This window comes from Pseudomonas sp. LP_7_YM (assembly GCF_004364435.1).
Lineage (GTDB): Bacteria > Pseudomonadota > Gammaproteobacteria > Pseudomonadales > Pseudomonadaceae > Aquipseudomonas.
Genome location: NZ_SOCT01000013.1, coordinates 61,626 through 75,353 on the forward strand (window position 1 = coordinate 61,626; position 13,728 = coordinate 75,353).

Sequence of the window (13,728 nt, forward strand, 5' to 3'; positions counted from 1 at the left end):
TCTTGCTGGTCATCTTTCAATACAGAACAAGAACCTCCCATGTCGACACCCTCATCACTGAACACGGAAATCCGCGAGATGCTGATGGACTGCGGTCTGTTCCTCGCCCTCACGCCTGCGGAGTCTGCTGCAGCAGCGGGCTATTTCAGCATCAGCGGCATCGAAAAAGGCGACGCCATCTTCAACGAAGGCGACGCCGGCACCTTCATGTGCATCATCCACTCGGGCACGGTCTCGGTGCAGAAGCTCAATGCGGACGGCAAACAGGTGGAAACCGCCATTTTGCGTGGCGGTCGGGCGTTCGGGGAAATGGCGGTGCTGGATGGCGAACGGCGCTCGGCCAGTTGTATCGCGGCCTCTTCCTGCACCCTGCTGAATCTGGGCAAGGATTCGCTGGAAAAAATGCTCAACGAAGCGCCAAAAGCGGCAGCGAAGATCATCCGCGCGATTGCCGTGGCCATGTCCAGGCGGTTGCGGATGATGGATGGCAAGGTGTTGGCGCACCAGGAGTAGAACCTCCCACGGCGTCGTGGCCCTGCCTTTGTGGTCAATCCTTACGGACCCGGCTTGGCTGGCGAGATGCCCGGCAACGGCTCATCCTCCTTCGGTGGTCCAGGCTGGGGAATTTTCGGCAACAACGGCGGATTACCCTGCCCGCCCGCACGCGGCACACTCGGCGGCGCCACTTGCGGGTAAGGCGTCGGCGTGGCCGTGCCGGGCGAGCCGGACGTCGCGGCAATCGGCTCGGGGGTATTGAGGACAGGCTGCAACGTTTCGGCAAATACCTGCGATACGCCAAGCATCGTCAAGGCAATCGCCGCTAGAATGGACCGCTTCATCGTTGGCCTCCAGTGCCAATCTTTTGCTGGGACGCTCAGGCTACTCCTGCGCAGCGCTTTGCGCGCTGACAAATTGCTCTGCGCCCGGCCACGCTGCCACCGAGTTCTCCATGAAACGTTTTGTTCTGCTCGACACCACCCCGATCCCTGATAACAGCGGCGCGCTGTGCCTGTTCGAGTACGGCGAGGATTTCGTGATCAAGATTCAGGGCGGCGACGGCGGCCAGTTGATGAACACACGCATGCACGGCTCCGAGGATGCGCTGGCCGAGATCCCTTGCAAGAAAGTTGCCTCACGTCTGCAACCCCGCGTGCTCATCGGCGGATTGGGCATGGGCTTCACCCTCGCCTCGGCGCTCAAGCACCTGGGCAAGAACGGCGAAGCGGTAGTGGCTGAGCTGGTGCCGGGCGTGGTTGAGTGGAACCGCGGGCCGCTGGGCGAGAAATCCGGCAATCCGCTGCAGGATCCGCGCACTAAAGTGGTCATCCAGGACGTGGCCCAGGTGTTGAAGAGCGAGCCTCAGGGCTTCGACGCGATCATGCTCGACGTCGACAACGGCCCCGAAGGCCTGACGCAGAGGTCCAACAGCTGGCTGTATTCCTCCGGTGGTCTGGCCGCCTGCGCAAGCGCCTTGCGCTCCAAAGGTATATTGGCGGTGTGGTCTGCCAGCGCCGACGCCGCCTTCAGTGAAAAACTGCGCAAGGCCGGCTTCAAGGCCGAAGAGGTCAAGGTCTACGCCCACGGCAACAAAGGCACGCGGCACACGATCTGGATCGCAGAAAAACTCAAGGGCTGAGCGCAGCGCAAAGCGCTAGACTTGCTCCATTGCCAATAGAACACGAAACAGGTGACACATGAGTTCGGGAACGCCGACCAACACTTCCAAGCTCGACCGCATCCTCGCCGACGCCCAGCGTGATCGCGAGATGGGTTATCGCGACAAGGCTCTGCGCATGTATCCGCATGTCTGCGGCCGCTGTGCCCGCGAGTTTTCCGGCAAGCGCCTGAGCGAGCTGACCGTGCATCACCGCGATCACAACCACGACAACAATCCACAGGATGGCTCCAACTGGGAGTTGCTGTGTCTTTACTGCCACGATAATGAACATTCGCGCTACACCGATCAGCAGTACTTCTCCGACAGCTCGACCAGCAGCCCGAAAACCCCCAAGGCCACCCACAATCCCTTCGCCGCACTTGCAGGCCTGATGAAAAACAGCGACGAGACTTAAGCCGCAGGCTTTGAGCTACAAGCCGCAAGCCAAGGCAGCACCTGTGAGTAGTTCTCTCGCATTGCGCTTTTAACTGGCGGCTTGACGCTCGAAACTCGGCGCTGCTTTTGTGCCGTATAATCCTGCGCTTTCTCTGAAGAGCACCCTCCCCGTGGCCAACAAACGCTATGCCTGTATCGGTTTGTACAACCCCAAATCCCCGGAAAACGTCGGTTCGGTGATGCGTGCGGCAGGCTGCTACGGCGTAGCATCGGTGTTCTATACCGGCAAGCGCTACGAGCGGGCGCGGGATTTCGTGACCGACACCAAGAAAATCCATCAGGACATTCCGCTGATCGGCATCGATGACTTGAAAAAAATCATCCCCCTGGGCTGCATTCCCGTCGCCGTCGAGTTGGTGGAAGGCGCGCGCTCACTGCCCGAATACACCCATCCGGATCGGGCGATCTATATCTTCGGCCCGGAAGACGGCTCGCTCGATAAAGAGATTCGAGACTGGTGCGAAGACGTGGTGTACATCCCTACCACCGGCTGCATGAATTTGGCAGCGACCGTCAATGTCGTGCTTTACGATCGGATGGCCAAGGGCAACAACACCCGTTCCGGGCCACAGTTTGGCCGCGCCACGGATCGGACCTGATCGAAAACGCATTGAACAGTTTGCGCTGGCGGCAGTCAGCTTTAGGAACCTTACTTTTCATGGAGACCGCATCATGAGCGATACCCCGATCCTTAAACGCGTCGAACGCCCGCTGCGCGATGAACCAGAGCAAAACGTCCAGGGTTGGGAGCGTATCGGCTCGCTGGCCGGTGGCGTGCTGATGATGGGCAAAGGTCTGCGCCGTGGCGGTATTTTCGGCCTGGTGCAACTGGCCATTGGGGGTGCAGTGCTGGCCCGTGGCATCACTGGCCACTGCTCGGCCAAGTCTTTGCTGGAAAAAAGCCGTAGCGAGATGGACGTGGCACGTGCACGCATTGAAGAAGCGGGCGCCGAGCTGAGCAAGCTCAAGACCAAGGCAGAAGTCGCTGCAGAAGAAGCTGTGGTGAAGAGCATCGATTCGGTCAACGGCCCGCAGGGCGTATAAGCCCGATCCGCGTTTCAGGAAGCGCACTTTCCGCGATCCCGGTGGACCTCTCGGCAGGCCCGCCACCCCAGGTCAGTGCGCTCAGGCCCCGAACTGACAGCTTGCAGCATCAACCCGCGCGAAATATCAGGTAATCCTCCCAATCGTCTTGCGCCACGCTCTTTTCGCTGAGCATACGACCGGATCGAGAAATGCGCTGCTTGTGGACCTGATTCCGGTCGCCACACACCAGAGGGTGCCAAAGCGGCAAATCCTTACCCTCGCTGACCAGCCGATAGCCACAGGTGGGGGGCAACCACTTGAACTCGTCAGCCTGGCCCGGGGTGAGTTGAATGCAGTCGGGCACCAGTGCGCGACGATTCGGATAATCGCTGCACTGGCAGGTTTTCAGGTCCAGCAATTTGCAGGCGATGCGGGTGTAATAGACGCCGCCGTCGTCCTCGTCCTCAAGCTTGTGCAGACAACACAGACCGCAACCGTCGCACAGGGACTCCCACTCGACCGGATCGAGTTGCGTGAGGGTTTTATGCATCCAGAACGGTTCGACTTTGGCGGTCATGATTTGGCGGGAATCAGCATCGGGTGATGGAAGGGCCGCCAGTCTAGAGGTACATCGCAGCGGGGCCAAGCGCTGGCGACTGTCGGTAAGCACAGACTTGTCAGAAGACAGCCAGCGCAGTAGTTTTAGGCCCCCGCGAGTGCAAGCCAAAGCACCTTCGCGTTAACGCACCACCTCCTGTACCGACGATGCCTGCCGTCCACGGCCCATCTGATTGATTCCAATCCTCGCCTTTGCGGCGAGCGGCCACCTCTACCTTTCAGGATCAGAAATTTCATGAGCGCCAACTCTCGCGTTGCCGAATACCCCATTCACCCTCAGTTCATCGAGCGCTGGTCGCCACGGGCCTTCAACGCTGAAAACATCCCTCAAGACACACTGCTGAGCTTCTTCGAAGCGGCGCGCTGGGCGCCGTCGGCATACAACTCGCAGCCTTGGCGCTTTCTCTACGCCCGCCGCGACACCCCAGATTGGCAGCGCTTTCTGGGTCTGCTCAATGAATTCAACCGCGGCTGGGCGCAGCATGCATCGGCGCTGGTGATCATCCTCTCCAAAACCACCTTTACCGCGCCCGGCGCCAGCGAAGAGACGCCTGCGCTCTGGCACACCTTCGACACCGGTACAGCCTGGGGCTATCTGGCACTGCAAGCCAGCCTTAGCGGCTGGCACACCCACGGCATGGCCGGTTTCGATCAGGAGCTGACCCGCACCGAACTGAAAATCCCGGAAAATTACGCACTGCATGCCGCGCTCGCGATCGGCAAACTGGGTGACAAGGCGGGCTTGGCCGACTACCTGCAAGCCCGCGAAGCTCCGGGCCCTCGCCGTCCGGTAGCGGAACTGGCGGCTGAAGGAGACTTCAATCTGTAACCCGGCGCGATGATCTGCAGGCGTATAGCGATCTGTGCAGCCGAAGTGTGGAAACGGATTCATTTGCGGTCAGGGGTACAGCGACGCAGATTCAGCGTCGGCCTCCTTTTTCGCAAATGAGTTCGCTACCGCAGGGCCTCCAGGCAACGGGCCTCAATATCCCTTCGCGAAATCCACTTCCCCACGCAACGCCTCACCCGCAGTGAACGCCTTGAGGTTATCAGCGAACAGCCCGGTCATCGCCCGCGGCGAACTCGGCCCCGAGCTGTGGCCCGTCAACAGCAGGCCCCAGGCTGTCCAGAATGGATGGCGCTGCGGCAAGGGCTCCTGACGGCAAACGTCGATCACTGCGCCCGCCAGATGGCCTTCCTTCAACGCATTGACCAGATCGGCATCCACCACCGCCACGCCACGTCCGACGTTTATAAATAACGCCGACGGCTTGAATTGGGCGAACAGCTTCGCGTCGTAGATATCGTGGGTCTGCGGTGTATTGGGCAACAGGTTGATGACGAAATCGACCTCGCTCGCCAGCCGTGGCAAATCATCGAGCGCGCCGACTTCAACGAAAGGCGCCAACGTGCGGGGCGTCGAGGCAATGCCGTACAGCTCGACGCCAAAGGGCACCAGAAACTGCGCCACGTTGACACCGATATCTCCGGTGCCGACGACCAGCGCCTTACGTCCGGCCAGGCTCTGGCCCATCCGGTCATCCCATTTGCGCTCGACCTGACTCACCAGCCGCGCCAGTACCTCACGCTCGTGCACCAACATGTAGGTCAGCACGAATTCGGCCATGACCTGACCAAAGATCCCTACCGCACGGGTCAGCCGATAGTCACGGTTAAGACCTTCGGCCAGCAGTGGCGTGATGCCAGCCCAGGTCGATTGCAGCCATCGAGGTTTGTGACCCTGACGCAACAGGTTTGCCAACAGATCAGGCTGGCCCAGCCAGACCGGCGCATCGCCAGCCATTTTCGCCAGTTCGGCGGAGTCGCCGCTGCTGAGCACTTCGATATGGGGAGCAGCCTTGCGCAGTAATTCGGTGTAAACAAGGTAATCGTGTTCGGCAATCAGAACGCGCATGGATTCAAAACTCAAAGAAACAGGACATGCGACCGCTGGACTTCGGCGCCCACGCTTTATTGAAAACGAGGCAGCCCGGGAACGCACAGCGGTCCGGTGAACCCCTGCGCTGAATTGCAGGGTTGGAAAATCGGTCAGATTGGGTCGTTGCGGCGCAGCAGCTCTTCAGGCAGATGCTCGATGTACTCGTCTTCGGCCGGCGGCATCTGCAAGTGGTAGCCCTGCTTTTCCAGGTTGGCCAGAACCGCGTGGATATCCTCGCGGGCCAAGGTGCGCTCCGGCGTCAGGACAAGGTCGAACGCATGCTGTGGCTTGCCAAATGCGCCAAGCAGTTCGTCCGGCACGCGCTCGAGCGCGTCGCTCTTGAGCACATACAGGTACATACCGTTTCTGCGGGGGCTGCGATAAATGGAGCAGATACGTTTCAAGGCTGTTCTCCGGGGTTGGCCAGGCTGTCGAGCAGCATCTGACCCATCAACTCGCGGCGCCAGCCACGCAGCGAATCGGGCAGTTTATAGGGACCGTCAGGGAAACCGGTCTTGAGCAGGGCTTCGAGGGTTTTCTTGCGCAGCATCAGTTCCGGCGCCATGTCGAGGCGTTCTGCTTGCTGCTGGCCCAGGGCACGCAGGCTTTTCAAAACATTCGAGGCTTCGATCGGCAGCGGCTCGGGCACTGCCGGCGGCCACAGATCAGCAGACACGCTGCCAGCCTTCTTGATCAACTCCAGCAGAAACTCACCGTCCTGGCGCACGGTCTTTGGGTGCATGTCCTCGATCTTAGCCAGCGCGGCGAGGTTGTCCGGCTGACTTTTGGCCAGCGGCCACAACGATTGCTCGCGCAATATCCGGTTGCGCGGCTGATTACGCAGGCGGGCTTGTTGCTCGCGCCAGGCGCACAATTCACGCAGCACGTTCAACTGCGCGCGGGAGAGCTTCCAGGCCAGCTTGGCTTCACGGTAGACCTCATACGGGTCGGTCTCACGGCGCAAATTGGCGACCAGTTCTGCGCCGTCTTCCAGTACCCAGGCATATTTGTCGTCGGACAGGCGCGGACGCAGCAGGCTGTAGACTTCCGCCAGGTGCACGGCGTCTTCGGCGGCGTAACTGATCTGCGTTTCCGACAGTGGACGCTGCAGCCAGTCCGAACGGGTTTCGCCCTTGGGCAACTCGATGTTCAGCACTTCCTGTACCAGCCGTGAATAGCCCATCGAGAAACCGAGGTTCAGGTAAGCAGCGGCCAGTTGGGTGTCGAACAAAGGTGCGGGCAGACTGCCAGTCAGACGCAGCAGAACTTCGAGGTCTTCACTGCAGGCATGAACCACCTTGATGACGTCGGGGTTTTCCAGCAGCGCGGCCAGAGGTTTCCACTCGCTGATCAGCAATGGATCGATCAGATAGGCACGCGAACCATCACCGATCTGAAGCAGCGCAGCGATGGGATAGAAAGTGTCGACACGCATGAACTCGGTGTCGAGCGCGACATAGGGCAATGTCTGCCACTGCGCGCAATGTCGGGCGAGGCTGTCGTCGTCGCGAATCCAGTGAATATCGATGGCCACACGGCTCTCCCTTGAAGAATGGCGCGCAGTATATATCGCCACAGGCGTTTACCGCGCATCCGTCCTGCAAGTCTTGAACAACTTCATCTTTGTGGTTTGTCGATCAGGCACAAAAGTGCGACCGCCCATCGGATCGGTCAGCCATTCTTGCGCAGTATGTAAACGCGCCACATGGCATAGCCCGGCAGGAAATCATGATGGCCGACAATCCGGAAACCGGCTGCGGCAAACTCGGCCTGCGCCTCAGCACGGCATGCGACGAAGCGGGTTCGCTGCGCGGGTGTCCCGCTGACCGAGCGTCTCTGGCCTTCATGCCGCTTGCGTCGCCAGGCCGTGACGTTGCCGTCGACCCACAACGCGATGATTACGGTGTCGCGGGTGACTCGGTGAAACTCCTCCAGAATCGCTCCGCGTTTCTCACTGTCGGCAACGTGATGGAACAGCCGCATGCAGAAGATGCAATCCACCGAGTTGGCGGACAACTCGATGGAAAACGCCGAGCTTTGAAACGTGCGAATGCGGGTACGTACCTCTGCTGATGCCTGAGCCTCGGCGATGTCGAGCATCTGCGTGGACGGGCTGGCAGCCAGAATCACCCGGTTTGCGTGCTCCGCCAGCACCGGCCAGAAACGCCCCGATCCCGATGGCAGATCCAGCACCAGCCCAGGCTCGCCCGCATCACGCAAGGCCTGGCGCGCCAGCTGAGTATCGCGCCACAGGCTAAAGCGTCGGGCCAGCCCCTGCTCCCGGCGCCCTGCGTTGGGCCGCCCCTGGTCGCCGCCGGTCGCGGGCTCATTCATTAGCCAGCACTCCGTCCGTGTAGACTCCCCGGCAGCCAACAAATATATCCAGCGCCGGGTTATAGACGCTGGTGCGAACCTGCAGCAGGCCCAGCATGGAATGAAACAGGTTGTCCTGGCTCAAGGGCGCATCGCGTTCTTTTTGCAGGCAATGAGTGTCCACGGCAAACGCCTTTTGATAGTTGTCGGAGAACCAGGCAATCATCGGCACGTGTTTCTGTTGGTCCGGCGCCAGCATATAAGGCGTGCCATGCAAGAACAGGTTGTATTCGCCAAGAGACTCGCCATGGTCGGACACGTACAACATTGCGGTATCGACCTTGTTCTGATTGCTGCGCAAAATATCAATCAATGACGCGAGTACATGGTCGGTATATAGCAGGGTATTGTCGTAACCATTAATAATACTTTCCCGCGAACAGTTGTTCAGCGCGTTGCTTTCACAGACCGGCGTGAACTTTTCGAACGCTTTCGGATAACGCTTGAAGTACTCAGGGCCATGACTGCCCATTTGGTGAAGTACCAGCACGGTATCTTTGTCCAGGTTATCAATGAAGTGCTGCAGGCCCTGTAGCAGGATTTCGTCGCGACATTCGTTGTTGGCGCACAGCACAGGATCCTTGAGGTTACTGAGGTCCTGCAGCGTCACGCGGTCGCACGTTCCCTTGCACCCAGACTGATTATCCCGCCAGATGACGTCCAGACCGGCGCGCTTGAGAACGTCGAGCATGCCCTCCTTGTTTTTCGCCGTACTTGCGTCGTAATCCTTGCGCCCTAGATTGGAGAACATGCACGGCACCGATACGGCGGTTTCGGTGCCGCAGGAATGCACATCAGTAAAGGTCAGCACGCCGGGTTCTTTCTTCAATTGCGGGGTGGTATCGCGGTTATAGCCAAGAATGCCGAAGTTCTCGGCCCGCGCACTTTCGCCGATTACCAATACTGTCAGCGACTTGCGCTTGTGCTGCTGCCAGTCGTTAGCCAGCTTGGCATCCTGACCGATGCTGACGAATGGTTGCTGCGCCGACTTCACTTGCTCACTCAAATAGGTGGCCGACGCACCGATGTAATTGCTCGGCACGACCATCAGGCGCAATTCGTGGTGGTTGCGAAACAGCGACGACAAACCCTGATAATTCATCAGTGCTACGCCGCCCATCACGCAGGCGCAGACGGCAGTGACAAGCACTTTGCTCAACACCTCTTGCGGCCAGCGACGGTACGTGACCGGTAACGTCCAGACAATCAGTGACGGCACGCCCCCCAATACCAGCAGATAAACCGCAAGTTTGAAGGACAACAGATCGAGCACCTCTGTGGCATTGGTTTCCGCGAAATTGCGAAACATGCCCGCGTCGACCATGACGCCATACTCGCTCATGAAATAAGCAACACCGGCACTGATCATGAAAAGAGCAATCAACACGGGTTTTAATATGTGCCTGAAAGCAAAGAGCGTCAGAAAAATATTGAACGCACAAAAAACCATCACCGCAAAAGCACTGCGCAACAAAAGCCCCCTACCGTCGGAAGCGGTAATGGCGAACACATGCTGCCAGAGGGTGAGGTTGAACCCGGCCAACAAAAAAATACTGGCGAGCACGGTCACAAGCTCGGGACGAACTGCTTTTACGTTCAACATGAAGAGGTCTTTGTGCCTGGAAAGAATAGTCGATCAAGAGGATAGACACTCTTTCGACACGGCCGACTTTAGGCAACCGGCTATAAATTTTTCGTGAAAAGGATGAGAACGGAAGGTGGGGTTCAGGTTGTTTTATTGCAGCAGGATTTTCTGTTGCCAAGACGGCTTCTACACCGATCGTTTGCATGCAGGCACCCGACCCAGGCACGTCGCAGTTCCTGTAGGAAGCGCGGAGGTTATGACGGCAGCGAAAGCGGTGGGTCAGTCAGCGCAACGTCGCCTGACACACAGCTTTCGCCACTGTCGCACGGCTCCAGCAGCTCTCACAGGCTCAGCGGCGCACGCGCTTCTTCGGCGTGACGCGATTTATGGCTACGAGCCTCGCTCGCCACGGCATCCTCGATAATCATCTGTGCTGCCTTCTCGGCAATCATCACCGTGGGCGAGCAGGTGTTTCCGGAAGTGATGGTGGGCATGATCGAGGCGTCGACCACGCGAAGTCCCGCCACCCCGTGAACCCGCAGACGCTCGTCCACCACCGCGTCAGGCCCCTGCCCCATCCTGCACGTGCCGACCGGGTGAAAAATGGTGGTGCCAATGAGACTGGCGGCCTGGCGCAACGCTTCCTCGGTTTGCAGTGTGGCCCCAGGCAGATACTCGACAGGGTGGTAACTTGCCAGAGCAGGCGCGGCGGCGATGCGGCAGGTCAGGCGGATTGCGTCGGCGGCGACTTTCAGGTCGGTTTCGTGGCTGAGGTAGTTCGGGCGAATCACGGGCACGGCGTCTGCCAGTGGCGAGCGGATTTGCACAGTACCGCGGCTTTGCGGACGCAGGTCGCACACCGATGCCGTGAATGCGGGGAAGCCGTGCAAGGGCTCGCCAAAGCGCTCCAGGGACAATGGCTGCACGTGATACTGCAGATTCGCCGAGGTCTGCTCCGGCCCGGAACGAGCGAACGCGCCCAACTGACTCGGCGCCATCGCCAGCGGACCACTGCGATTGAAGGCATAACGCAGCCCCATATGCATCTTGCCCCACAGGCTGCCCGCCATCTGGTTCAGGGTATGGCCGTTGCTGACCTTGTAGATCAGCCTCAGTTGCAAGTGGTCCTGCAAGTTGCCGCCAACACCCGGCAATTCATGGCGCACACCGATGCCAAGCCTTTCCAGCAAGGCACGCGGGCCAATCCCTGAGCGCTGCAAGACCATGGGGGAACCGATCGATCCGCAACACAGAATGATTTCTCGCCTGGCGCGCAGCTTCTGTAGTTGATCGCCCACCTTCGCCAGCACCGCACTCGCTCGCCCGTTTTCGAATTCGAGTCGCGACACTTCGGCGTTGGTCATCACCGAAAGGTTTGGTCGCTGCAGGACTGGACGCAGGAACGCTTTGGACGCATTCCAGCGCACGCCGCGCCGCTGGTTAACCTGAAAGTAGCTGCAGCCTTCGTTGTCGCCGCCGTTGAAATCGGCAATCGAGGTGATGCCGGTCTGCGCCGCAGCCTCGCGAAAGGCATCGAGCAAGGTCCACGACAGGCGCTGCTGCTCGACCCGCCACTCGCCTTGCGCACCATGCATGTCGGCGTCTCCGCCGAAATGGCTTTCCGAGCGTTTGAAGATCGGCAGCACCTCCTGCCAGCTCCAGCCCTTATTGCCCTCAGCCGCCCAGCCATCATAGTCGCGGGCCTGCCCGCGCATGTAGATCATGCCGTTGATCGACGAACAACCGCCGAGCACTTTACCGCGCGGATAGCTCAGCGCGCGTCCGCTCAGGCCAGGCTCGGCCTCGGTCTTGAAGCACCAGTCGGTGCGAGGGTTGCCGATGCAGTAGAGGTAGCCCACCGGGACGTGGATCCAGGCGTAATTGTCCTGCCCGCCCGCTTCGAGCAGCAGCACACGATGAGCAGGGTTACGTGACAGTCGGTTGGCCAGCAGGCAGCCGGCCGGGCCCGCGCCGACGATCACATAGTCATAGAGCACACTGTCCGTTTGCATGCATCCCTCGTCGATGTTTTTGTTTTTATCGAGGGGCCATCCTGATGTCTTTTGCGACAAAACAAAAGACCGCCGCATGTTGCCATCGGGCGGTCCTTATCTAGCCGAGCGGGTTTAAACCGCGCTGCGACGATAACTGCGGTAGTTCGGCATCCAGAAGTTACGCTCGATGGCTTGCACCAGCATTTCTTCGGTGGTTTCCAGCGCGACGTTTTCAGCCTGGGCCTGCTTGGCCACCGCCAGTGCAATCTTCTTGCTCACAGTCTGGATTTCCTTCAACGGCGGCAGTACCGCATCGCCTTTGCCGGTGACCATCGGCGAGCATTCGGCGAGCGCGTTGGAAGCGGCCATCAGCATCTTGTCGGTGATACGCGTCGCTTTTGCCGCGATCACACCCAGTCCGATGCCCGGGAAGATGTAGGAGTTGTTGCACTGCGCGATGTGGAACGTGCGCTCGCCTACCGTCACGGGTGCGAATGGACTGCCCGTCGCGACCAGCGCATCACCATTGGTCCAGGTCAGTACCTCCTGCGGCGTGACTTCGACTTTGGAGGTCGGGTTGGACAGCGGCATTACCAGCGGCTTGGCGCAGTGCTTGTGCATTTCGCGGATGACCTGCTCGGTGAACAGGCCACGCTGCCCCGATACGCCAATCAGCACGGTCGGTTTGCCGTGAGTGACCACGTCCAGCAGCTCAGGGTAACCCTCGCCGCTCGACCAGCCCGCCACGTCCGCGGCCTTCTGCGCCAGGTTCTTCTGGAAGTCCAGCAGGTTGGTCATGCTGTCGGTCAGCAGGCCGAACCGATCAACCATCATCACCCGTTTGCGGGCTTCGGCTTCGCTCAGGCCTTCGATGACCATCGCGGCGATGATGTGCTCGGCGATACCGCAACCGGCGGAACCTGCGCCCAGGAACACCACGCGCTGCTGGCCCAGGGTTTCATTCTTGGCCTTGCAGGCCGCAAGCAGCGTGCCCACTGCCACCGAGGCAGTGCCCTGAATGTCGTCGTTGAAGCAGCACAGCTCGTCGCGGTACTTCTCCAGCAACGGCATGGCGTTGGTCTGGGCGAAATCTTCGAACTGCAGCAGCACGTCCGGCCAGCGACGCTGAACCGCTTCAATGAACAGCGCGATGAAGTCTTCGTATTCCTTACCGGTGACACGCTCGTGGCGCCAGCCCATGTACATGGGGTCGTCCAGCAGTTCTTTGTTGTTGGTGCCGACGTCCAGCACGATAGGCAACGTGTAAGCCGGACTGATCCCGCCACACGCGGTGTAGAGCGACAGCTTGCCGATGGGGATACCCATGCCGCCGATGCCCTGGTCGCCCAGACCCAAAATGCGTTCACTGTCAGTCACGACGATGATTTTGATGCGGTCCTTGGTGGCGCTGCGCAGGATGTCATCAATGCGATCACGCTCGGGGTAAGAAATGAACAGGCCGCGGTGGGTGCGGTAGATCTTGGAAAACTCCTGGCACGCCTGACCCACGGTCGGGGTGTAGATGATCGGCAACATCTCTTCCAGATGCGAGTCCAGCAGGCGGAAGAACAGTGTTTCGTTGTTGTCCTGAATCGAACGCAGATAAATATGCTTGTCCAGATCGCTCGCGCACTGCCTGTACTGGCTATAGACGCGGGTTTGCTGCTCTTCGATGGTTTCAACGTTCTGCGGCAGCAGGCCGACCAGATTGAAATCTACCCGCTCCTGCGGCGTGAAGGCGCTGCCTTTGTTCAGCAGCGGCATCTCCAGCAGTGAAGGGCCAGCGTAGGAAATATATAAAGGTCGCGCGGTCTTGGTCATCAGTAATCGCCTTTTCTCTATTTGCTCTATCAATACGTCATCGAAACAGTGCCCCGGAGGTCGCTTTACGACACTCGACGCAGGATCCGTCCGAAAAAAATAGGGGAGATGGGAAATCAGGGTGCCTATCTTACTCGCCTCGAAGCGAATGCGACATTTTGTCACTGATTAGATTGCTAAATGATGGCTATAGGAAAGCCGCTAAACAGTGCTGGAGTTGTCAAGCAAGGATGCCGCACCCGCGCCCGACCTGAGTACG

15 protein-coding genes are annotated in these 13,728 nt (G+C 59.5%); 6 read left to right on the top strand and 9 right to left on the bottom strand.

The genetic code is table 11. The annotated features are described in order from the left end of the window. Window positions 1–39 precede the first annotated feature (39 nt). Complete coding sequence (locus EC915_RS21625; RefSeq protein WP_133752546.1) at window positions 40–513, top strand: cyclic nucleotide-binding domain-containing protein; 474 nt, start codon at window positions 40–42, stop codon at window positions 511–513. Between the two features lie 41 nt (window positions 514–554). Here EC915_RS21625 and EC915_RS21630 read toward each other — a convergent pair whose 3' ends face one another. Next, complete coding sequence (locus tag EC915_RS21630) at window positions 555–839, bottom strand: hypothetical protein (RefSeq protein ID WP_133752547.1); 285 nt, start codon at window positions 837–839, stop codon at window positions 555–557. Between the two features lie 110 nt (window positions 840–949). On the opposite strand from EC915_RS21630, the gene EC915_RS21635 reads away from it, so the two are divergent. The 4 genes from EC915_RS21635 to EC915_RS21650 all read left to right on the top strand — a co-directional run bounded on the left by EC915_RS21635 (window position 950) and on the right by EC915_RS21650 (window position 3,157). After that, entirely contained in the window at window positions 950–1,636 is a 687-nt protein-coding gene (locus EC915_RS21635; RefSeq protein ID WP_133752548.1) for a spermidine synthase, read from the top strand. A gap of 58 nt (window positions 1,637–1,694) precedes the next feature. Further along, entirely contained in the window at window positions 1,695–2,072 is a 378-nt protein-coding gene (locus EC915_RS21640; RefSeq protein ID WP_133752549.1) for a YajD family HNH nuclease, read from the top strand. A gap of 151 nt (window positions 2,073–2,223) precedes the next feature. After that, window positions 2,224–2,712: an RNA methyltransferase gene (locus tag EC915_RS21645; protein WP_133752550.1), complete on the top strand. Its 489-nt coding sequence runs from the start codon at window positions 2,224–2,226 to the stop codon at window positions 2,710–2,712. Window positions 2,713–2,785: 73 nt separating this feature from the next. Beyond that, window positions 2,786–3,157, top strand: coding sequence for a DUF2892 domain-containing protein (locus EC915_RS21650; protein WP_133752551.1), 372 nt, complete (start codon window positions 2,786–2,788; stop codon window positions 3,155–3,157). A gap of 109 nt (window positions 3,158–3,266) precedes the next feature. Here the strand turns inward: EC915_RS21650 and EC915_RS21655 are convergent, their stop codons facing one another. Further along, window positions 3,267–3,716 (bottom strand): YcgN family cysteine cluster protein, encoded by a 450-nt coding sequence (locus EC915_RS21655; RefSeq protein ID WP_133752552.1) that lies wholly within the window; start codon window positions 3,714–3,716, stop codon window positions 3,267–3,269. A 276-nt stretch (window positions 3,717–3,992) separates the two neighbouring features. Here EC915_RS21655 and EC915_RS21660 point away from each other — a divergent pair, with 276 nt between their 5' ends. Continuing rightward, window positions 3,993–4,586, top strand: coding sequence for a nitroreductase family protein (locus EC915_RS21660; RefSeq protein ID WP_133752553.1), 594 nt, complete (start codon window positions 3,993–3,995; stop codon window positions 4,584–4,586). A 153-nt stretch (window positions 4,587–4,739) separates the two neighbouring features. Here EC915_RS21660 and EC915_RS21665 read toward each other — a convergent pair whose 3' ends face one another. The 7 genes from EC915_RS21665 to EC915_RS21695 all read right to left on the bottom strand — a co-directional run bounded on the left by EC915_RS21665 (window position 4,740) and on the right by EC915_RS21695 (window position 13,469). Beyond that, complete coding sequence (locus tag EC915_RS21665; protein WP_133752554.1) at window positions 4,740–5,672, bottom strand: D-2-hydroxyacid dehydrogenase; 933 nt, start codon at window positions 5,670–5,672, stop codon at window positions 4,740–4,742. Between the two features lie 134 nt (window positions 5,673–5,806). Further along, window positions 5,807–6,100 (bottom strand): YcgL domain-containing protein, encoded by a 294-nt coding sequence (locus EC915_RS21670; RefSeq protein WP_133752555.1) that lies wholly within the window; start codon window positions 6,098–6,100, stop codon window positions 5,807–5,809. Beyond that, complete coding sequence (gene rnd, locus EC915_RS21675) at window positions 6,097–7,230, bottom strand: ribonuclease D (protein WP_133752556.1); 1,134 nt, start codon at window positions 7,228–7,230, stop codon at window positions 6,097–6,099. The genes EC915_RS21670 and rnd overlap by 4 nt, the downstream gene beginning before the upstream one ends. Window positions 7,231–7,367: 137 nt before the next feature. After that, window positions 7,368–8,030 (bottom strand): class I SAM-dependent methyltransferase, encoded by a 663-nt coding sequence (locus EC915_RS21680; RefSeq protein WP_133752557.1) that lies wholly within the window; start codon window positions 8,028–8,030, stop codon window positions 7,368–7,370. Further along, window positions 8,023–9,672, bottom strand: coding sequence for a phosphoethanolamine transferase (locus tag EC915_RS21685; RefSeq protein WP_133752558.1), 1,650 nt, complete (start codon window positions 9,670–9,672; stop codon window positions 8,023–8,025). The genes EC915_RS21680 and EC915_RS21685 overlap by 8 nt, the downstream gene beginning before the upstream one ends. Before the next feature lie 323 nt (window positions 9,673–9,995). Continuing rightward, on the bottom strand, window positions 9,996–11,666 hold the full coding sequence (locus EC915_RS21690; protein WP_133752559.1) for a GMC family oxidoreductase: 1,671 nt from the start codon (window positions 11,664–11,666) through the stop codon (window positions 9,996–9,998). Between the two features lie 114 nt (window positions 11,667–11,780). Beyond that, window positions 11,781–13,469, bottom strand: a complete 1,689-nt coding sequence (locus tag EC915_RS21695) for an NAD-dependent malic enzyme (RefSeq protein ID WP_133752560.1) — start codon at window positions 13,467–13,469, stop codon at window positions 11,781–11,783. Between the last annotated feature and the right edge of the window lie 259 nt (window positions 13,470–13,728).

Excerpts from the sequence above, each read along its gene's own strand:
- EC915_RS21625 (WP_133752546.1), top strand. The coding sequence starts at position 40 with ATGTCGACACCCTCATCACTGAACACGGAAATCCGCGAGATGCTGATG.
- EC915_RS21650 (WP_133752551.1), top strand. The coding sequence starts at position 2,786 with ATGAGCGATACCCCGATCCTTAAACGCGTCGAACGCCCGCTGCGCGAT.
- EC915_RS21635 (WP_133752548.1), top strand. The coding sequence starts at position 950 with ATGAAACGTTTTGTTCTGCTCGACACCACCCCGATCCCTGATAACAGC.
- EC915_RS21660 (WP_133752553.1), top strand. The coding sequence starts at position 3,993 with ATGAGCGCCAACTCTCGCGTTGCCGAATACCCCATTCACCCTCAGTTC.
- EC915_RS21665 (WP_133752554.1), bottom strand. The coding sequence starts at position 5,672 with ATGCGCGTTCTGATTGCCGAACACGATTACCTTGTTTACACCGAATTA.
- EC915_RS21655 (WP_133752552.1), bottom strand. The coding sequence starts at position 3,716 with ATGACCGCCAAAGTCGAACCGTTCTGGATGCATAAAACCCTCACGCAA.
- EC915_RS21680 (WP_133752557.1), bottom strand. The coding sequence starts at position 8,030 with ATGAATGAGCCCGCGACCGGCGGCGACCAGGGGCGGCCCAACGCAGGG.
- EC915_RS21690 (WP_133752559.1), bottom strand. The coding sequence starts at position 11,666 with ATGCAAACGGACAGTGTGCTCTATGACTATGTGATCGTCGGCGCGGGC.
- EC915_RS21640 (WP_133752549.1), top strand. The coding sequence starts at position 1,695 with ATGAGTTCGGGAACGCCGACCAACACTTCCAAGCTCGACCGCATCCTC.
- EC915_RS21630 (WP_133752547.1), bottom strand. The coding sequence starts at position 839 with ATGAAGCGGTCCATTCTAGCGGCGATTGCCTTGACGATGCTTGGCGTA.
- EC915_RS21695 (WP_133752560.1), bottom strand. The coding sequence starts at position 13,469 with ATGACCAAGACCGCGCGACCTTTATATATTTCCTACGCTGGCCCTTCA.
- EC915_RS21685 (WP_133752558.1), bottom strand. The coding sequence starts at position 9,672 with ATGTTGAACGTAAAAGCAGTTCGTCCCGAGCTTGTGACCGTGCTCGCC.